The following is a 19,320-nucleotide window of genomic DNA, read 5'->3' on the forward strand; positions in this document are numbered from 1 at the left end:
TAGACTCATATGCGTCCAGGCTCAGCGTCACTGCGTAGTGACAAGACCCAGGGTCTGCGCGCGTGATACCGCTTGCGCGCGCCTCTCCACACCCAGCTTGGTGAAGACGCTCTTGAGGTGCGACTTCACGGTCTCAGGACCGATGTAAAGGCTCCGGGCGATTTCCTTGTTGGACAATCCTCCCGCAATCAGCGTGAGAATGTCGGTCTCGCGGGGACTCAATGCCTGCAGGGCCTGGACTCTGAAGGTCGGCGCAAGGCGATCTTGCCGGGCCCTTTGGGAATCGGCCACGAGCCGATCAACATAAGACGTCAAGTGCGCGCCAATACTGCCGCTCTGCTGGGCCATCTGGACGAGGTCGGAAGTGAACGAACCCTCGTCCAAAATGATCTGATAGAGACCCCCGCTGGCGCATGCGGCAAGGATACGGCGAAATCGACTTGTTGCTTCCGCGGCCTTGCCAAGGCGTAGCTGAAGGGCCGAGATTCGAATCTCGACCCGGATCAGGAAGTAGCGATGGTCGGCCGCTTCGGTCTCACGCTGAAGCTCCCGCAGGATAGACATCGCCTCCTCGGGGCGCTCCTGTTGTCCCAGCAAATGAGCTTGGGCCAGTTTGTGGTCCCATTGAATTTCCGACCATGCACAAAGTCGCGGCGCAGGGTACTTTCTCGTAAGCCGCTCCAGCCGATCGACGCACGCGGCGCCTTCATCGACGCGGCCTTCGTTGAGGTAAAGCCGCGCTTGTTCTGCTGTCGCGGCTGCCGTCAACCTTCCCCAATCCTGTGCGATGCCATGGTTTTCGGCCCGCTCCAGCAGCGTGTGGGCACGCTCGAGGTTCATTCGAGCAACTGCGACTCTAGCCATCACGAAATAGGCGCTGCGAACGCAGTCGAGCATCGTCCCGGAGTTGATCAGCGATGCGCGATCGATCACCAACGCTTCTGCCTCGTCGAGCTGGCCCTGCTCGTACAAAATCCGTGCAATCAGACTGATAGGCAAAGCCGCTGCCACCGAGTGCGGGCCAACATACTGCTCCGCAATGCGCAATCCCTCACGATAATGCCCCTCCGCCGTGGCGAGGCGTATCTGCCGCAGCTCGGCGACGCCTTGCAGGCAACGCCGATATACCGACGCGAATACGTTTCTCCGGTCTTCCTCCGGCGAATAGGGCATCCAGGGCGTCGCATAAAACTGCTTGAAGTCACCAGCATGCAGGTGGCCGTAACGAACGACGTTTGAGGCAACATTGGCAGTCCAGGGGTCGGACGAGCGGTTCACGCAATCCTGCGCCAGAGGCAGCGCTCTCTCACTGTCATCCTTCAGCGCGATGGCAACAGAGCGGATCGCCTGGCATTCGCACAGCAAATCGCTCTCCGGCAGCCGAGTAGCAGCGATATCGCTCTCTATTTCAGTTGCGAGCTGCAGGGCCTCATCAAAACGTAGCGCTAGCGCCAATCCCCAGGCGATTGCCAACCTGACCTCGGGCTGGCCCCGCATCAGTTCGTCGGGAAACTGGCGCTGCCATTCGAGCAAGGTGAAGAGATCGCCTCTCTTTATCAAGGCCATCGCGCAATTTTTGATCCAGCCGATCGCACGATCCGCAGCGCCGGCTGCAATCGCGTGCTGAACCGCGTCGGTCCATAATTCGTGCGAGGCATACCAAAGCGCGGCACGTCCGTGCAGTTCAGGAATTTCAATGCCGCGGTCCGTCTCCAGCCTCTGTTTCAAATATTCGGCAAGCAGCGTGTGATAGCGAAACCACACCCCGTCATTATCGAGCGGGGTGAGCAGCATTTGGCGTTCGGCAAGCGATGCCAGGATTGTGCGGCTCGAGCTCGAACCGGTTACGGCCTCGCATAGCGGACCGGAGAGCCGATCGAGAATGGCCGTTCGCAGCATGAAGTCGACCATTTCGACGGGAAGCGTATCCAGCATCTCCGACAAATAGGCTGCAATTGGACGCTGCGAACCTGAGAGGCTTTGTACATATTCCTTGAAGGCCAATCCGAACTGTGATGGCATCGACGCAACAATTCGCAGGGCGGCGGGCCACCCTTCGGTCTTGCGTTGCAACAGTTGGACGTCGGGGAGTTCCAGCATGCCAGGCTTGGCGTGGTCCAGAAACGCCTGTGTCTCCTGCATGTCGAATCGCAGGGCGGCGGAATCTATCTCGATCAACTGATTCTGGGCGCGCAGGGTCGCGAGTGGCAGGGGAGGTTCGGTGCGCGTCGTAAGTACCACATGACAATGAGACGGCGCGTGCTTCAGAAAGTACGCGACCGTCTGGTGGATGCGGGAAGCCCTGAGCCAATGATAGTCTTCGAGAAACAGATAAACATCATCGTCAATCTCTGCCAGATCGTTGATCAGGCTCGACAGGATCGCTGTCGGGTCGATCAGGTTGTTCTCGAGGATCAGCCCAATCGCGCCGGCGCCAACGTCCGGACAGGCATGGTGCAGGGCCTGTGATACGTAGAATAGAAACCGCGTGGCCTCGTCGTCGTCTGAATCGATAGTCAGCCAGGCAACGCAGTCGCCGCGTTGCTCGAGCTGCTCGGCGCAAGCGGCCGCCAGCGAGCTCTTGCCGAAGCCCGCCGGCGCCTTGATGACGGCAAGTCGCTTGGCGGGGAGTTCGGACAAGACCGCGACGAGCCGGGGACGTGCGACCAGCCCGCCGAAGCGTGCCGGTAAAATTTTGGTCGCGAGGAATGGCAGCTGTCCCCTGGCAGGCGAGGTAGCCGTCCTACTAGCAACATTGCTCGATCGCGGCTGGATCAAGGGCTCCCCCTTTATCGCCGTGAGTGCTCCCCCCATTCGGGGGGTACTCCCGGTGACGAAAGTGTACGATCTCTGTTAGCGAGAGGGAAGCGCCGGACATCATGGGACAAAGCTAACCGGAGAGGCGAAGCAAGCTCATGTCTAACAGGACCGCACGCTTGGGTTTCGCACGTATAGTTGAACACCCGGACAGGCAAACCAGGTCCAGGCCAAGAACCATGGTTGACAATGAAGCTCAAGGAAATCTGCAGTTTGGCCCCTTTGAGCTTTCGGGCAGGGAAAGGGTGCTGCGGCGCGCGGGTGAGGTGTTGCCCCTTGGCAGCAGGGCCCTTGACATTCTGATCTACCTGGCCGGGCGTCCGGGAGAGGTGATCGCAAAGCAGGAACTGATCGATCACGTCTGGCCGGACGTGACCGTCGAGGACGGGAGCATCCGGGTCCACGTCGCCGCGATCCGCAAGGCACTTGGTGACGGCCAATTCGGCACCCGATACATCACAAACATCAAGGGACGGGGCTACTCGTTCGTCGGCAACGTTGTCTCCCGCGCTGGCGGCACGGAAAGCGGGAACGCCAGGCTCCGGCCACAAGGCAGGCTCTCGCTGCGACCGATCACGATGATTGGGCGCGAACTGATCGTCAGCGAGGTCAGCGACAAGCTGCGGGAAGCGCGGTTCGTAACACTGCTCGGTCCTGGCGGCATTGGCAAGACGACCATCGCCCTGGCGGTTGGCCGCGCCGTTGCCGAAGATTTTGGCGGCAAAGTCCATTTTGTCGACCTGGAGAGCCTTACCGACCCGCGGCATGTTGCGGGAACCGTCGCGACAGCTCTGGGACTTGCGCTCAAATCGAAAGATCCCGGCCTGGAGCTGGTCGACCTCGTTCGCGCGCAGAAGCTTCTTATTATTCTCGATAGCTGCGAGCACATGATCGAGGCGGTCGCGTTGCTTGCCGAGCAACTGTACCAGGAAACGGAGCAGACCCATCTTCTGACCACGAGTCGCGAATTGCTGAAAGTAGAGGGCGAGCATTGCTGCCGGATTCTTCCCCTTGATGTTCCACCGGACGGGTCAGAGCAGACGGCAAATACCGTGCTTCGATATCCGGCAGTGCAATTGTTCGTACGGCGCGTGGCGGCGAGGGCGGGGGGCGTCGTTCTCACCGACGAGGAGGCACCGTTCGTTGCGGAAATGTGCCGGAAGCTGGATGGCATACCCTTGGCAATTGAACTCGCAGCGGGCCAGGTCGCCGTACTTGGCATCAAGAACACGGTAGCGCGCCTGGTGTCTCGGCTGGAATTGTTGAGACTAAGCCATCGGACGGCCGTCCCCAGGCACCGGACACTCAAGGCGACACTGGATTGGAGCTACGATCGGCTGTCCGACGCCGAGAGGATTGTTCTTCGGCGCATCGCTCCTTTCGTCGGTCATTTCACCCTCGAGGGCGCGCGGGATGTCGCGGGTGCACTCGACGTGGGCGCCGGAGAAATTTTTGACGCCATCGCCGGCCTGGTCGAGAAGTCGTTGATAACAACCCGGATCGACGAAACGCGGGCGCAGTATCGCCTGCTGGACACGACGCGGGCCTATGCGCTCGAAAAACTGGAGGAACATGGCGAGTTCGGTCCAATCTCCTTGCGGCATGCGGAATACGTCACCGAACAGCTCGAATCGCAAAAAGAAATGTTGTCGGCTTTGCCAAGGGCTGAAAGAGTTGCGGCCTATTCCCGGCAACTCAGCAATATCAGATCGGCGCTGGAATGGAGCTTTGGATCGCACGGCAACAACAGGATCGCGACAAGACTTGCGGTCGCTTCGACGCTGCCATTTATGGAACTGTCGCTATTGACCGAATGGCAGGGCTGGGCAGAACAGGCAATAGCCCGGCTGCAAGGTCGGTATGGGAACTCCCGCCACGAGATGGAGGTTTCCGCTTCGCTGCCCCTGGTATCGATGGACACTGAAAGCAGCAATCCAGACGTTCGCTCAGCTTCTTCCGGGGCGCTCGACCTTGCGCCCATGCGGCAGGACCTTGCGCGCGAGTTCAGGCTCCTGAGCGGACTGTTCCTGCATTCGAGCTGGACCACCGACATTCACCGCGCGCTCGATGTCGCCGCGCGAAGCCAAAAGGTGGCTTTGAAAATCGGAGATCCCGACGACATGGCGTTCGCTGAAACGATGTTGGGCGCTGCCAATCATTTGGCGGGAAATCATCTTGCTGCACAGAGGCATTTCGAAGCCAGCCTGCGCCACTCGGCATCGGGCTCGCGCCAGCGCGCTGGACACTATTTGTTTCACCACACCACCCTCTCGCTGGCCGGCATGGCGCGTTCTCTATTGTACAGGGGGGTGCTCGACCAATCATTGGACTACGCAAAGCTCGCGATAGAGGAGGGGGAAAAATCCGGCTATCCGGCGACATTGGGCCGGGCCCTGATTCTGATTCTTCCGGTCTATCTGGCGCTGGAGGATTGGCAGAGGTCAGAGCAGTACATCGTGCAATTGAGCGACCTCTCCGCAGCTCACGCCCTCAAGCCGCTCCAGGCCATCGCAACCGGGCTGCGAGGCCGGTGGCTTCTGCTTCAAGGCAACGTTCGCGACGGCGTTCCGTTGCTGAAGAGAGCGTCGGAAGAGCTTGAGGCCCAACGTCATGAAATGCTCAATATGGATTTTGTCAGCGATCTCGGCGCGGGTCTTGCGGCTTCTGGGCTTCACGAGGAGGCATTGACGCTGGTGGCGAATGCCCTTGATCTCCAGAAACGTGGGGGAAAATTTCTGTTCGTGCCCGCCTTGATGAGAGTGAAGGGCTTCATCCTGGCGTCACGATCGGCCGAGGACTATTCCGAAGCAGAAACATGCTTTCTGTCGGCAATCGACTGGGCCAAACGCCAGTCCGCCGGCTTGTTTGAATTGAAGGCTGCGACGGACCTGGCGGAGCTGCTGCTGAAGCAGGCCCGCGTGGCGGAAGCCTACCAACACCTCAGCGCGGCTCTTGATCGAATGCCGGTTGGGATAGTTTCGCCCGACCACAAGCGCGCCCTGAAAATCCTCGACCAGCTCCAGTCCGGCATCGAAGGCGTCCGCTAAAGCGGACACCTTCGATGGCTGTGCTCTGTCTGCGCAGTCGGGTTCAAGTCCTCGCATTGCGATACAAGCCCTACGCCCGCGGTTGGGCGCATGTTGTGGCAGGATTGGTCACAGCAGGGTTTGAGTGCGATGGGCAGACTGGTTGCGGACATCATTGTTGAAACCTTGCAGAGCGCGGGCGTCAAGCATTGTTACGGCGTGGTGGGCGACACGCTCAACCTGATCGCCCGCTCACTCGAAAAAAGCGAAATCGAGTGGGTGTCGATGCGACACGAAGAGGCCGGAGCGTTTGCTGCGCAGGCGGAGGCGCAGGTAGCCGATCGCCTGACGGCAGTTGCCGGGAGCTGCGGTCCCGGTAGCCTGCATTTCATCAACGGCATATTCGAGGCCAATCGCAATCGGGCGCCCGTCATCCTGATCGCAAGTCAAATCATTCGCGACGAATTGGGTTTCGATTTCATCCAGGAGGTCGACTTCAAGCAGGTCTACAGGGACTGCAGCGTCTTCTGCGACATGATCCATACGCCCGAGCAGGCGCGCCGGAAGACCGTGATCGCCTGCCAAACGGCCCTGGCGAAACGCGGTGTTGCCGTTCTGATCGTACCGGCGGATATCTCCGCGTCGGTCGTTAGTGATAGCATCCCTTACGCGGTGCATGTCGCCAGGCCGGTCACGCGGCCGAACGACGCCGATCTCGCCGAGATCGCCGAAATTCTCAACAAGAGCGAAAACGTCGTGCTGTACGGCGGATCGGGCTGCCAGGGGGCGCATCAGGAGATTCTCGCGGTCGCCAGCAAGCTGAAGGCGCCGATCGCGCATACGTCGCGGGCAAAGGACTTTCTCGAGTTCGACAATCCCTACAACATCGGAATGACCGGAATGCTCGGCAACGAGGCCGGTTATCACGCCTTGCTGGATTGCGATGCATTGCTGATGCTTGGCGCGGACTTTGCCTGGCGGCAATTCTACCCGGACAAGGCAAAGATCGTGCAGGTCGATATCGACCCGACTCACCTCGGACGACGGCATCCGATCACCAAGGGCGTGGTCGGCGACGTCAAGGCGACGATGGCGTCGTTGCTGCCGATGCTGGTCGAGCGCACCGATGCCTCGTTCCGAAGCGCATACGTCAAACGCTACGCGAAGTATCGGGAGCAGGAACGAGCCAAAGTCGCTGCCGGCCACGATGGCAGCATTCCCGGGAGCTATCTGACACAGGTGATCAACCGCCACGCGGCCAAGGATGCATTATTCACGGCCGACGACGGTACCCCGACCGCCTGGGCCTATCGCCATATCGACGCGAACGGCCAGCGTCGCATGTTCGCGAGCCTGCTTCACGGCACGATGGCCAACGGCATGCCGTCAGCCATCGGACTCCAGAAAGCCGAGCCCGGCCGACAAGTCGTGTGCATGGCAGGGGACGGCGGAATTTCCATGCTGTTCGGAGACCTGATGACGGTCGTCGCACAGGAGTTACCGATCAAGATTGCCGTCTACGACAACGGCAAGCTTGGCTTCGTGGAGATCGAGCAAAAGGCCGAGGGCATGCTCGATACCTTCACGAAGTTGAAGAATCCGAACTTTGCGGGGGTTGCGCGCGCGTTAGGTCTCTGGAGCGAAACGGTCTCGAACGCGGACCAGCTCGAGACCGCGGTGAAGGACTGGCTGGCGCAACCAGGGCCCGCGCTCCTGCACGTGCACGTCAACCCGATGCAACTCGTCATGCCGCCGTTCACGCAGGTAGAGCCGGCGATCGGAATGGCGCTGTATTCAACTCGCGCCATCCTGCATGGCCGGGGAGGCGATGTCTGGGAAATGGTGAAGGAGAATTTCCTCTAGCTGGGGCATCACCTTCCTTGGTGAGGCGCGACGTGGCAGTGCGTCACCCGGTATCGATTGCCGCATGTTCGAACTCCAGAGAGAAAGCTTCTGTTAGCTATGAAGCTGTGCTGATGGCGTGGCGATTTCGACCGGCGGGAATAGGCGGGAGGGAACGCGGTGCGCTCCGCTCCCACGTATCAGATCAAGTGCGGCGAGCGTCGAGGCCAAACCGACCGGCACCGAATGCGACGACCTGCAGGAGACCGCCGGTCATTGCGATATTCTTGAAGAAGTGGATGAACTGGCCTTGGTCCGCCAGGTTGCTGTGGAAGCCGAGTGCCGTCGCCACCGTGAAGACCGCCAGAACCGCGGCGACGAAGCGCGTACGATAACCGACGATCAGCGCTGCGCCGCCGAGAATTTCGACAACAACGGCAATGGCAAGTGCAAGTGGAGCGAAGGGAAGGCCGGCGGATGTGATGTAGCCGATCGTGGCGGCCGGCGCCGCGACCTTCGAGAATCCGGAAACCAGATAGATGGCGCTGAGCAGAACCCGCCCGACCAGCGATGCAACAGCGAGGGAGGTGCTTGAGTCAATCCGATCGGGGAGGTCGCTCTGTGAAACACCAGCGTATTGGGACATGATAGTTTTCCTTCCTGCAAGCAGGCCGTCCATGATGGAGGGCCTTGAATGCTGAAGGTTTGCCAGTCCCAGTCATCTCGGAATAGCCGAATAGTATCGAAGCATAGGTTCGAATTTTTAGAACGAAGAATGTTCGATGCCGGACGCCGCGCCTTGATCACGACTTGGTACGCCCACCTTTCTTTTTGGGCTTACCGGACTTCTTGGCGGGCTTTCGGTTTGGCTTTGCCGTTATCGTCGCATTCGGAACCTGGCTTTGGAATCGCGCGATGAGCCAGGCAGCGGCTGGCCCAGGGGGTGTATCGGCCCGATAGATGGCCTCGAGGCTATAGATGCCTCCCTTGGTGTCGGGCAAGTCGAGGTGAACCAATCGTCCTGAATCGATATCTTCCTGCACCATCGGTACCGGCATGTTGCCCCAGCCAATGCCCACCTTCAGCAGCATATGCTTGGATCCGAGGTCGGCGAGACGCCAGGTGCGCGGACTGGCCACGGCGAAGTCGGTCTTGCCTGTGAGGGGCGAACGGTCCGTCAATACGAGCTGAACATGATCCCGCCCTGCTCCAGGCTTGTTTTTGCCAGCGCGTGCCAGCGGGTGATCTGGCGAGGCGACGGGGATCAGAACGACGTTGCCGACGCCGATGCGCTCGATGCCGGCCACGCCCGCGTCGCCGGGCAGCGGTCCGCTGACGCCGATCGTCGCGACCCGATCGAGCAGCAGTTGAGTTACCCCGCCCAACGCCTCCATGTGCAGGCGTAGCGTGACAGTCGGAAACTCGGTACGGAACGCCTTCAATGCATCGACGATGCGCGCGGTTGGCAGCATCACATCAAGCGCGAGATGGACTTCGGGCTCGAGACCCTGAAGCAGGCCCTTCACCCTGGCCCGAAGCCCGTCAATTCCGTTGGAAACCGTTCGAGCCTCCGCAAGCACCGTGCGACCGGGCTCGGTCAATTGAGGCTTCCTGGTCGATTCGCGGTCGAACAGGGTGACGCCGAGTTGCGCCTCGAGATTGGAGATCGAGTAGCTGATCACCGAAGTCGCGCGGTTGAGCTTTCGAGCGGCTCCCGCGAAGCTGCCGACATCGACGACGGTCAGAAAAACTCTCAGCTGATCAAGTGTCGGCGTGCCCGGATCTGAAGCCATATCGATTTCCTAGAACATTTCTATCTAGATTATGCCAGTTTCGTCGATAAGCCAAATCGCCTTAGATCGTGGTCGTTGGAAGCGAGATGCTTTCGAGGAGGTGACCATGACCTTATTCAATTCAGCCGATGTCGAGCAAGTCTTGCTTCCGAACGTCCGGGATCTGGGCGACGGTTTTCAGGTGCGACGGGCGCTGCCCTCCGCGCATCGGCGGATGGTCGGTCCCTTTATCTTCCTCGACAGCTTCGGTCCGGTCACTTTCCGTGCGGGAGAAGGCCTGGACTCACGTCCCCATCCGCACATCGGCCTCTCGACGCTGACCTACCTGATCGATGGTGAGATCGTCCACCGCGACAGCGAAGGTTATGTCCAAACGATCAGCCCAGGTGAGGTCAATCTGATGACGGCCGGACGGGGCATTGTTCATTCGGAGCGAAGCGGCGATCTGGTGCGCGCAAGCGGCGGGACGGTGTTCGGCTTTCAGAGTTGGATTGCATTGCCGCTGCGGTACGAGGAGACAAAACCCGGTTTCCAGCACCTCGCCGCCGCCGATATCCCGGAGATGGAAGGTGAAGGCGCGACGCTCAGACTGATCGCGGGCTCACTGCACGGTCTCCGCTCGCCGACGCGCACGTTCTCCGATCTGTTCAATGCCGATGTCGCACTGAAAGATGGCGCGCGCTTTGCCATCAGCGCCGAGCACGTCGAGCGTGCGGTTTACGTCGTGAGCGGCGCAATCGAGATTGCAGGCCAGACCGGTCGCTTCGACAAGGATCAGTTGGTCGTGTTCAAGCCAGGCGCGGAGATCGTACTGCGCGCATCGGGGGCCGCCCGCCTCATGGTGCTCGGCGGAGAGCCGCTCGGCGAAAAGCGCCACATCTACTGGAATTTTGTCTCAAGCAACCAGGAACGCATCGCGCAGGCGGCGCTGGACTGGCGTGACCGCCGCTTTCCCGGCGTGCCGGGTGAGACCGAATTTACTCCTCTTCCCGACGCCCGCGTCTTCCGGGCGGCGTGATGTCCACCGAAGCGCCCATCGTCGGCGCGACCAGTCATTCGTCCACAGCATCCAGTAAAAAGGAAACGTATCATGACCTACGCAATCATCGGCTCCGGCGCCATCGGCACCGCGCTCGCCACTCAATTCGCCCGCAACAATATCGATGTTCTGGTTGCCAACAGCCGCGGGCCTGCATCGCTGGCCGATCTCGTCGGTCGGCTCGGCAACAATATCAAGGCCGCGTCGGTCCAGGAGGCCGTCAAGGCCGATATCGTCATCCTGGCCGTTCCGTTCGGAAGCGTGCCGGAGACCGTTCGCGACGCTGCGGCGTGGAACGGGCGCATCATCGTCGATGCGACCAATGCGATCGATTTTCCGGCCTTCACGCCGAAGGATCTCGGCGGGCGGTTGTCGACTGAAGTCGTAGCCGATGCTGTTGCCGGGGCTCGCGTCGTCAAGGCATTCAACACGCTGCCGGCCGCTGTTCTGGCCGGCGATCCGGCGAAGGACGGCGGACATCGGGTTGTGTTCGTTTCAGGTAACGATGTTGCGGCCAAAGCGGATGTCGCAACACTGATCAAAAAGCTGGGATTCGCTGCGATTGATCTCGGCAAGCTCGCAGAGGGACGGCTTGCCCAATTTGGTGGCCCGTTGATGGTCCACAATCTCATCAAGCATGACTGAATAACGAAGGCGGTGGCCGCCGATGCGGCCGCCGCCCGTTCTGCTGCAACTCCCCCAAGCGATTGGGCGAATGCCTATGTCATCATCTGGGACACGCCTCACACCTGGATGCGCGACCGCAGGCTAACGCGACGTCCTCACGTGGCGCTTCAACATTCCTATTTTGTTGAGCACGATCATCGAACAAATCGGACTTCCGCGTGCAGTTGCCCGTGATCATAATCGATAGAGGCGGTCCGTGCGCCGCGCGCGAGTTCACCCGATCTCGACGCGCGCCGGTTGAGGCCGGTCATGGAAAATTGCGCAACGACGCGAGAAACGCTGCTGCCGGGCAGCAGCGAGAACAAGGGATGAAAATGACCGAGCTTCCGACAGGCGTCGACATGATCGAGGAACGCGACGTGATGGTTGCGATGCGTGACGGCGTCCGGTTGGCCGTCGACGTCTATCGGCCGCGCGCTCAGGGAAAATTTCAGGTGCTGTATGCCTGCGCACTCCATAACAAGGACATGCAGGGTCCGGATATGTCGGATGTTCTGCCGCCGCAGCCGGCATATTCGCCGCTATGGTTCGGTCCGATCGAGGCCGGCGACACGCGGCGGTTCCTCGCGGCGGGTTATATCCATGTCATCGCGCAATCACGTGGTACCGCAAAGTCGGAGGGCCAGTTTCTCGACGAGCAGTGGGATCATTATGACTTGATTGAGTGGATTTCGAAGCAGGCCTGGTGCGACGGCAATGTCGGGATGGTCGGGATTTCCGCATACGCCGGCGAGCAATGGCGCGCGGCCGCGCAGCAGCATCCGGCCTTGAAGGCCATCTTCCCATACGACGCATGCGGCGCTTACGGTGGAATGTTCGGCTTCCGTGATTTTTATCCCGGAGGGCTGCTTCATGCGTTTCCCTACTTGCTGGACGTATTCAGTACGGTTCACGAACCGCGAGGCATTCCGGGAGAGCTTCCGCCCGAACAGGAAGAACTCTGGAAGCGGGCAATGCGGAATCCCGACTACAAGATGTATGCCAATCTCTACAACGTATTGACCCAAAAGGGGCAGCGTACCGGTCTCATGTATGGCGCGCTGGTGCAGCCGTGGGAGGAGGCCGGGGCAGTCGAGCGGTCGGAGGAAACCTTCAAGGATATAAAGGTGCCGTTCTACACAGGCTCCGGAGCCTATGCCTATACCTACAAGCTGCACTGGCTCGGCGCGCAGCACTACTTCCAGAACATCAAACAGCCGCGCAAGCTGCTATTTACCGGGCCGGCCCATCTCGAACGTCCCTTCAACGCGTTTCACGACGACATCATTCGTTGGTACGACCATTGGCTGAAGGGCAAAGACAACGGCATCATGGATGAGCCGCCGGTCCGGTATTGGGTGATGGGAGCCAATGAATGGCGAACCGGCGCGGACTGGCCGCTCCCGGAGACACGTTGGACCAAATACTATCTGTCGAGCTGGGAACGGCTGACGACGGAGGCTCCGCGCCCGAAGTCTGAAACCAACGCAAGCGCGCCTCAGCCCGACGTCTTCAGCCAGATGCCGCCGACCCAAACGATGAAGGTCGAAAGGCTGCGCTACATGACGGATCCTCTTCCGCATGATCTTCTGGTGGCCGGGCCGATCTCCCTGACGTTCTATGCATCCATCGACCAGTCCGACACAAACTGGATCGTCGTGCTCAAGGACGTCGGTCCCGACGTTTCCGTGCGGACGGCGCGCGAAGGCGAACGATTTGTGCCGAGCGACCTGCCTGAACGGGAGCTGACGCGGGGCTGGCTGAAGGCTTCCTATCGGGCGCTCGATCCGGTGCGGTCTAAACCATGGGAACCGTTCCACAAGCTCACGCGCGAGTCGATCGAGCCTATCGAGCCCGGAGCAATCGTCGAGTACCAGGTCCACATTCTGGCGACGGCCAACGAGTTCAAGGCCGGACACAGAATTTGCCTTGATATCAGCAGTATGGATATCCCAACCGGAACCGGCGCGATGACCAATGTCGAGTATCAGCCCTATCACGTTGCGGACAGCAGGGCGGTGACTCACAAGGTGTATCGCGACGGCGCCTATCCGTCGCACCTTCTCCTGCCGGTTATCCCGAAGTCTTGAAAGCCGAACCCGATCGGCAGAGTTGGCGGCGAGCCCTGCGGGCTGCGCCGGCAACGGACGCGCTGTTTGGCGGCCCGAGCGATCGGCGGGCAGGGCAATTTAGCCCGCCGCGCGCTGGGAGCGGGGCGCTTTGTCCTGCGACCTTTTCTTGCGGCTCAGCGCGGGCTTGGCCGAGCCTTGCTCAGGTGCGCCCCTGAGACGATTAATTTCCATGCGGCTGTACTTCAGCGTTCCCCGGAAATGATCCAGCAAAAGCTGGACAGCCTGATCGGCATCCCGGCGAAGCACTGCGTCCATGATATCCCGATGCTCGTTTTGCCGCTGGCTGCGGCCGCGAAATTGCTGGCGAGCCAGGAAACGATAGCGATCGGCGGCATCGAATAGCTGTTCGCAGAAGCCAATGAGCCATTTTGAACCGCAGGCGCTGATCAAGCTGGTGTGGAATATGCGATGGGCGCGCTCCCACGCCGCATCCACCGGGGCATCCGATTGTTCGGCTGGCCCGGGCAGACGTGCCATCCGGTGATAGGCGATCAAGACCGCTTCTTCCCACGCCTGATCGCCATTGGCGATCGACTCGCGCAACGCGCACTCGTTTGCCCAGCAGCGTGCCTTCGTGATGTCTTCGAGATCGGCCTCGGTGACCGGTGTTACGGTGAAGCCGCGCTGGTCGTGATGTTCGACCAAGCCGTCGCGCGAAACCCTGTTCAGTGCTTCGCGTATCGGGCTCAAGCCCATTTCATAACGGTCGCAGAGCTGTCGGATGAGCAGTTTTGCGTCGGGCGGAAACACGCCGCTGATGATGTCGAAGCGCAGCCGTTCATAGGCAGTCGACGCCAGGCTTTCGGTGCCGGTCCGTTCAAGTAAGGCCTTTTTCGACTTCGCCGCCACTTAGCTAATGCTCCAGGTTTGCGAACCGTACACGCTGGGCCTCTGTCATACGCCGAACGTGCAAACTGCCGCATCGAAAATCGATCAAGCCGTCGACCGACGGGGGCTCAGCCCGCTTGGAAGGCGCGGTCCTTGCCCCGAGAAACAAGCTACCCGATTCCAAGCGCGAGCGGAGAATAGGCCACAATCTCGATCAAATCCCTAAAATATGGCATCGCGGCCAATAAAATTTATTATATTCCATAAAAATAAATAAAATCGATTTTACAGTTGACGATGTCAATTTCGTATGCTTTTGCTGATCTACGAAATACAGAGACCACCGTCCGCGGGTGTCCAAGTCTAGGGAGAGAAATCTGGTGGCGCTTGTTACCCGGCGCTGGAACGAGGTGGGCCGCAGCGTGTCGCGGGCTGCGGTCAGGGCTCCGGCCCTCCAATTCCGCGAAGGCGCCGGCAAAATCGAATTGGACGAAGCGCCCGAGCGGCGACAACCGACACCAGGGGGAAGTGCGTTGACAGCAAAGAGAATGAACCGTCGCCTTCAAGCCGCGTTTGCGCTCATTGTTGCCGGCGGTAGCGTGCTGAGTGCCTCGGTCCACGCGCAGCAGCCTGGTGAACCTGTCAAGATCGGCGTGATCCTGGCGTTGACCGGGGCCGGCGCCGGGCTCGGCATTCCAGAGCGCAACGGCGCCGTCCTTGCCGAGAAGATCATCAATTCCAGCGGCGGCATCGATGGCCGGCCGATCCAGCTCATCATTGAAGACGATGGATCCAATCCGGACGGGGCAATCAGCAAGGCGAATAACCTGATCTACCGCGAAAAGGTATCTGCGTTGATTGGCTCGAGTCAGACGGCAAGCACGGTTGCGATCGGAGGGCTGTCGGATCCGTTGAAGATGCCCCAGATCGCGATGTCGGGGCTTGGACCGGCGATCGAGCGCGACCGAAAATGCGTGCTGCATATCGCTCCCTCGCAAGCCCTGAACGCGCGGGCGATACTGGAATATGCGAGTTCGATTGGAGCCAGGAAACTCGGAGCGATGTACGACTCCGGCTACGGGACCGTCGTCTACAATGAGCTGCGCCAGCTGTCGGACGCTTACGGAATCGCGTTTGTAGCAACTGAAAAGTTCGAGATTTCGGCCACTGACACGACGTCGCAGGCGGCAAAGATTCGCGCGGCGCAACCCGATGCGATCGTCGTCGTCGGCGTCACCGGGGTTCCGATCCGCAGCCTGCGGCAGCTGCAAATGAAGCAGACCATCATCGCGGCGAATGGCCTGGCCAGCTATGAAGCCGTCAAGAGCATGGGGGATGCGGCAGACAACGTCGTTTTCCCGGAGTTTCTCGTCGGCGAGGACCCTCTGCCGCATCAAGCGGAATTCGTGCGGCTGTTCCATAAGGAATACGGCCGCTTTCCCAAAATTCTCGAAGCGCTTGGATGGGATGCTGTCCACGTTATCCGTTCCGCCTTCAAAAAGGCCGGCGTCGGCGCAGCCAACGAGAAGCTGTGCGAGGCGATCCGAAGTCCCTTCAAGGGCGATATGACGAACTATGATTTCTCCTCCGACGATCTGAACGGCATCAAGCTTTCCAACGTGGTCTTTTCAAAGTTGGTGGGCGGACAGTTCACCCGACTTTCCTTTCAAGCAAAAGAACAATAGGGCGCACGCCGCGATCGTGAACCGCCTCGAACGATCGTTCCGTCGACGTGAAAAGTCCTGGTGGAGCCTGTGATGGATATCGGTCTTGTTGCGCAGTCTCTGCTGGCCGGCATCACGAACGGCTTGACCTATGCTCTGATTGGCATTGGCTTGGCCGCGATCTTCAAGGGAAGCCGGGTGCCGAACGCCATGCAGGGCGAGTTCAGCGTCGTCGGCGCTATCGTTGTCGTCCTGCTTCTGACGGGATACGGATGGCCGTACTGGCTTGCCATTCTGTGCGGTTGTCTGGCTGGCGCCGTACTCGGAGCGTTCATCGAGATCGCGTTCATCCGTTACATGATCCGCAATGCGGCGCCGGAGGACAGCTACCTGCTGCTTACGATCGGGATCGGGTTGTTTATCTCCGCTGCCGTTCTGTATTTCTTCGGGCGTGAGAGTCATCTCCTGCCCGGATTCGGCGGCGACAACGTCTACATCGTCCTGGATGCAGTGGTGCGCGAGCACGTGATCTGGCTCATCGCGATCAGTGTCCTGCTTACCATTGCGCTGCGACAATTCTATCGTCGCACCTCGGTTGGGTTGAAGATGATGGCCGCCTCGATCGACCCCGAAGGAGCAACCAGTATCGGTATCGACGTGGCGCTGATGCGCACGTTCACCTTCATGCTGGGTGGCGCTCTCGGTGCGGCGGCGGGTATTCTGATCACCCCGATCATTCCGGTCGATTATATGATCGGCCTGCAGCTGACATTGAAGGGCTTCGCCGCAGCCATTCTCGGCGGCCTAACGAACCCGCTCGGCGCCGCCATCGGCGGGCTGGCTCTCGGGATCATCGAAGCTATGGCGATCGTAGGGGGGTCCTCGAGCTACAAGGACGTGATCACCTTTGGTTTGCTTATCCTGATCATGATCGCAATGCCGCAGGGTCTGCTGGGGCGCGCGGGCCGGACCGGCGGGTGATGCGATGAAGGCTGCGCGCTTCTTACCGGTTCTTGTGGCAATCGTGATTTGTGTCGCATTGCCTCCTTGTCTGCCACGTTACGTCGTCGATCTGCTCGTTTTTGCCGGGATCTACACAATTGCCGGTCTCGGAGTAGGATTGCTGCTGGGACAGTGCGGCATCGCCAATCTCGGTCAAATCGTATTTTACGCCATCGGCGCCTACGCGACCGCCTATCTTACCGTCTATGTTCACGCGCCGGCGGCGGTCGGATTTTTCGTCGGGATAGCGATCTCCGCCGTGCTGGCACTGACGATAGGCTGGCCGATACTTCGTCTCAGCGGTTATTTCCTGGCACTGGCGACTCTCGCGATGGGGATTATCGCGAATGCCCTGTTTTTCGAATGGGATTGGCTAACCGGCGGAACGCTGGGGATCGGCGGCATTCCAAAGCTGCAACTGTTCGGATTCGTGCTGGATACACCCTTGCGCTTCTACTATCTGGTGCTCGCCGTAGCCGTGATCTGCATGCTGCTCGCGCAGAATCTCATTCGCAGCAGGACTGGACTGACGCTCCGGGCCATGCGGGATTCGCAGGATGCGGCCATCAGTCTGGCGGTAAATCCGCGCTGGTTGCGGACACGCGTCTTCATCCTCAGCGCCGTACTGGGGAGTGTTGCCGGCAGCCTGTTTGCGCACTATGGCGGGTTCGCCAACGTGCAGAGTTTCGGCATTGAGAAGACTATCAATTTTCTGTTGATCCCGGTGCTGGGCGGCGCGACGTCGCTGCTCGGTGTGGTCGTCGGCGCGCTATTCATCGCCTTCATGCCCGAGTTGCTCAGTCAATTCGGCGGCGTCCATCAGATTCTCTTCGGTGCCGCTTTGGTCGGAGTGGTCGTTCTGATGCCCGCCGGTTTGACGGGAGCCCTCGCCGGGGCCTGGCGTCGCGGCGTCGACAGGGCCGGGGCCAAGCCATGAGCGGCGATGCGGAGATTCTCAGTGTGCGCGGCGTCGGGCATAGCTTCGGCGGCTTTTCGGTCTTGAAGAATGTCAACTTTTCGGTGCCGCACGGATCAATCGTCGGACTGATCGGCCCCAATGGTTCGGGCAAGACAACGCTGTTCAATGTCATCAGCGGCTATATCCGGCACCAGCATGGCCTGGTGGCTTACGACGGCCGGGACATACGGACCGAGTCGACCCAGGCGCGCAGCATTGCCGGTCTGGTCCGCACGTTCCAGACGCCGAAAGTCTTCGAGCAGATGACGGTGTTGGAAAATATCATGGCGGGCGCTTGCAAGCTGACCCGAAGCGGCGTCATCGAAGATCTTCTCCGCCTGCCGCGCTCGCGCGCTGATATGCGCCGGATATCGGCGCTCGCCGAGGAAGTGTGCCTGAAGTTCGGGATGGAGAAGCTGCGGCACGATCTGGCTTTGCGACTTCCCGCCGGGCAGCGACGGGTGTTGGAAATAGCCCGCGCGGTCGTCGGGCGTCCGCGGCTGTTGATGTTGGATGAGCCGTCATCCGGTCTCAACACGAATGAAATTGCATTGCTGCGGCGCTGGATCGAGCAACTCAGGGGCGAGGGGATCGCAATTCTCCTGGTGTCTCATGACATGGAGCTCATGACCGTGGCGGATCGCGTGCACGTTCTCTACTTTGGCGAGATCATCGCCAGTGGAGGGATGGACGAGATCCAGAAGAATACGCAAGTACGCGAAGTTTACCTCGGAGCTTGACGGTGCTGACGATCAAGCAATTGACGGCGGGGTACGGGCAGTTGGCAGTTCTGCATGACGTGTCCATGCATGTAGGCCAGGGCGAAGCGGTCGCTATCGTCGGCGCCAATGGAGCGGGGAAGACAACCCTGGTCAATGCAATCTGTGGACTTGGCCCGGTCACGCAAGGCCGGATCATCAAGGACGCAGTAGACCTGACATCGGACGCCGCGCACCGTCGTGCGCGGCACGGCATAGCGGTCGTGCTCGAAAGCCGTCGACTGTTCGGTGAAATGACCGTGCAGGAGAACTTGCGGCTGGCGGAGGAGCACGGGCAAGCTCACCGTTCCGCCCATCTGCGGTTCACATGGCAGCGAATCTGCGATCTGTTCCCGCTGATCGCGGAGCGGAGACGGACGCGCGTTGAACTGCTCAGCGGCGGCCAGCAGCAGATGGTGGCAATTGCGCGAGCCCTGTTGCTGCAGCCTGATCTACTGATCCTTGACGAGCCCTCGACGGGCTTGGCGCCCAAGATCGTAAAGGACATCCTCCATGTGCTGCGCAGCCTGCGGTCGGAGGGAATGGGCCTTCTCCTCATCGAGCAGAACGTCAGCGTGGCGGTAGAGATCACCGATCGGGCCTACGTGATGGCCCTGGGGCGCATCGTCCATGAATCTGCCGGTGCAGAATGGCAGGCGTTTCTGAACGACGAACGCTTGGCAGCAGCCTATCTGGGCACAGCATCTGCAGTTCAGTAATAAAATCGATTTTATACACAACTATGTCATAAAACCGATTTTAGGTTGTCACGGTCTGATCGCCGTGATTTACTCC

14 protein-coding genes are annotated in these 19,320 nt (G+C 60.1%); 10 read left to right on the forward strand and 4 right to left on the reverse strand.

The genetic code is table 11. The features are described 5' to 3' along the window. Positions 1 to 27: 27 nt before the first annotated feature. The gene (locus FFI89_RS12270; RefSeq protein ID WP_168212872.1) at positions 28 to 2,778 is read right to left on the reverse strand and encodes a LuxR C-terminal-related transcriptional regulator; all 2,751 of its coding nucleotides are present in this window, start codon (positions 2,776 to 2,778) and stop codon (positions 28 to 30) included. 218 nt (positions 2,779 to 2,996) lie between these two features. On the opposite strand from FFI89_RS12270, the gene FFI89_RS12275 reads away from it, so the two are divergent. Together FFI89_RS12275 and FFI89_RS12280 are read left to right on the forward strand one after the other, a co-directional pair. Continuing rightward, the gene (locus FFI89_RS12275; RefSeq protein WP_168212873.1) at positions 2,997 to 5,864 is read left to right on the forward strand and encodes a winged helix-turn-helix domain-containing protein; all 2,868 of its coding nucleotides are present in this window, start codon (positions 2,997 to 2,999) and stop codon (positions 5,862 to 5,864) included. Positions 5,865 to 5,993: 129 nt separating this feature from the next. Continuing rightward, positions 5,994 to 7,706, forward strand: coding sequence for a thiamine pyrophosphate-dependent enzyme (locus FFI89_RS12280; RefSeq protein WP_138836847.1), 1,713 nt, complete (start codon positions 5,994 to 5,996; stop codon positions 7,704 to 7,706). Between the two features lie 184 nt (positions 7,707 to 7,890). On the opposite strand, the gene FFI89_RS12285 is transcribed toward FFI89_RS12280, so the two are convergent. Then, positions 7,891 to 8,364 (reverse strand): DoxX family protein, encoded by a 474-nt coding sequence (locus FFI89_RS12285; protein WP_371722482.1) that lies wholly within the window; start codon positions 8,362 to 8,364, stop codon positions 7,891 to 7,893. A gap of 124 nt (positions 8,365 to 8,488) precedes the next feature. Continuing rightward, positions 8,489 to 9,478, reverse strand: coding sequence for a LysR family transcriptional regulator (locus FFI89_RS12290; RefSeq protein WP_138836850.1), 990 nt, complete (start codon positions 9,476 to 9,478; stop codon positions 8,489 to 8,491). A gap of 106 nt (positions 9,479 to 9,584) precedes the next feature. Here FFI89_RS12290 and FFI89_RS12295 point away from each other — a divergent pair, with 106 nt between their 5' ends. The 3 genes from FFI89_RS12295 to FFI89_RS12305 all read left to right on the forward strand — a co-directional run bounded on the left by FFI89_RS12295 (position 9,585) and on the right by FFI89_RS12305 (position 13,273). Further along, a complete protein-coding gene (locus tag FFI89_RS12295; protein ID WP_138836852.1) occupies positions 9,585 to 10,496 on the forward strand; it encodes a pirin family protein in 912 nt (303 codons plus the stop codon). 72 nt (positions 10,497 to 10,568) lie between these two features. Continuing rightward, complete coding sequence (locus FFI89_RS12300; protein WP_246669430.1) at positions 10,569 to 11,162, forward strand: NADPH-dependent F420 reductase; 594 nt, start codon at positions 10,569 to 10,571, stop codon at positions 11,160 to 11,162. Between the two features lie 200 nt (positions 11,163 to 11,362). Further along, positions 11,363 to 13,273 carry a CocE/NonD family hydrolase gene (locus FFI89_RS12305; RefSeq protein ID WP_138836856.1) on the forward strand — a complete coding sequence of 637 codons (1,911 nt, stop codon included), beginning with the start codon at positions 11,363 to 11,365 and terminating at the stop codon, positions 13,271 to 13,273. A gap of 99 nt (positions 13,274 to 13,372) precedes the next feature. On the opposite strand, the gene FFI89_RS12310 is transcribed toward FFI89_RS12305, so the two are convergent. Further along, positions 13,373 to 14,164 carry a GntR family transcriptional regulator gene (locus FFI89_RS12310; RefSeq protein WP_138836858.1) on the reverse strand — a complete coding sequence of 264 codons (792 nt, stop codon included), beginning with the start codon at positions 14,162 to 14,164 and terminating at the stop codon, positions 13,373 to 13,375. Positions 14,165 to 14,523: 359 nt separating this feature from the next. Here FFI89_RS12310 and FFI89_RS12315 point away from each other — a divergent pair, with 359 nt between their 5' ends. From FFI89_RS12315 to FFI89_RS12335, 5 genes are all read left to right on the forward strand, one after another. Next, the gene (locus tag FFI89_RS12315; protein ID WP_138836860.1) at positions 14,524 to 15,828 is read left to right on the forward strand and encodes an ABC transporter substrate-binding protein; all 1,305 of its coding nucleotides are present in this window, start codon (positions 14,524 to 14,526) and stop codon (positions 15,826 to 15,828) included. Between the two features lie 72 nt (positions 15,829 to 15,900). Then, positions 15,901 to 16,788 (forward strand): branched-chain amino acid ABC transporter permease, encoded by an 888-nt coding sequence (locus FFI89_RS12320; RefSeq protein WP_138836862.1) that lies wholly within the window; start codon positions 15,901 to 15,903, stop codon positions 16,786 to 16,788. A 4-nt stretch (positions 16,789 to 16,792) separates the two neighbouring features. Further along, on the forward strand, positions 16,793 to 17,746 hold the full coding sequence (locus FFI89_RS12325) for a branched-chain amino acid ABC transporter permease (protein ID WP_138836864.1): 954 nt from the start codon (positions 16,793 to 16,795) through the stop codon (positions 17,744 to 17,746). Further along, a complete protein-coding gene (locus tag FFI89_RS12330; RefSeq protein ID WP_138836866.1) occupies positions 17,743 to 18,507 on the forward strand; it encodes an ABC transporter ATP-binding protein in 765 nt (254 codons plus the stop codon). The genes FFI89_RS12325 and FFI89_RS12330 overlap by 4 nt, the downstream gene beginning before the upstream one ends. Before the next feature lie 2 nt (positions 18,508 to 18,509). Further along, positions 18,510 to 19,244, forward strand: a complete 735-nt coding sequence (locus tag FFI89_RS12335; RefSeq protein WP_138836868.1) for an ABC transporter ATP-binding protein — start codon at positions 18,510 to 18,512, stop codon at positions 19,242 to 19,244. The last annotated feature ends 76 nt before the right edge of the window (positions 19,245 to 19,320 follow it).

This window comes from Bradyrhizobium sp. KBS0727 (assembly GCF_005937885.2).
In the GTDB taxonomy this organism is placed as follows: domain Bacteria; phylum Pseudomonadota; class Alphaproteobacteria; order Rhizobiales; family Xanthobacteraceae; genus Bradyrhizobium.

What these genes read in the sequence shown, in the direction of transcription:
- FFI89_RS12275 (WP_168212873.1), top strand. Translation starts at nt 2,997, where the DNA reads ATGGTTGACAATGAAGCTCAAGGAAATCTGCAGTTTGGCCCCTTTGAG.
- FFI89_RS12280 (WP_138836847.1), top strand. Translation starts at nt 5,994, where the DNA reads ATGGGCAGACTGGTTGCGGACATCATTGTTGAAACCTTGCAGAGCGCG.
- FFI89_RS12285 (WP_371722482.1), bottom strand. Translation starts at nt 8,364, where the DNA reads ATGGACGGCCTGCTTGCAGGAAGGAAAACTATCATGTCCCAATACGCT.
- FFI89_RS12290 (WP_138836850.1), bottom strand. Translation starts at nt 9,478, where the DNA reads ATGGCTTCAGATCCGGGCACGCCGACACTTGATCAGCTGAGAGTTTTT.
- FFI89_RS12295 (WP_138836852.1), top strand. Translation starts at nt 9,585, where the DNA reads ATGACCTTATTCAATTCAGCCGATGTCGAGCAAGTCTTGCTTCCGAAC.
- FFI89_RS12300 (WP_246669430.1), top strand. Translation starts at nt 10,569, where the DNA reads ATGACCTACGCAATCATCGGCTCCGGCGCCATCGGCACCGCGCTCGCC.
- FFI89_RS12320 (WP_138836862.1), top strand. Translation starts at nt 15,901, where the DNA reads ATGGATATCGGTCTTGTTGCGCAGTCTCTGCTGGCCGGCATCACGAAC.
- FFI89_RS12325 (WP_138836864.1), top strand. Translation starts at nt 16,793, where the DNA reads ATGAAGGCTGCGCGCTTCTTACCGGTTCTTGTGGCAATCGTGATTTGT.
- FFI89_RS12330 (WP_138836866.1), top strand. Translation starts at nt 17,743, where the DNA reads ATGAGCGGCGATGCGGAGATTCTCAGTGTGCGCGGCGTCGGGCATAGC.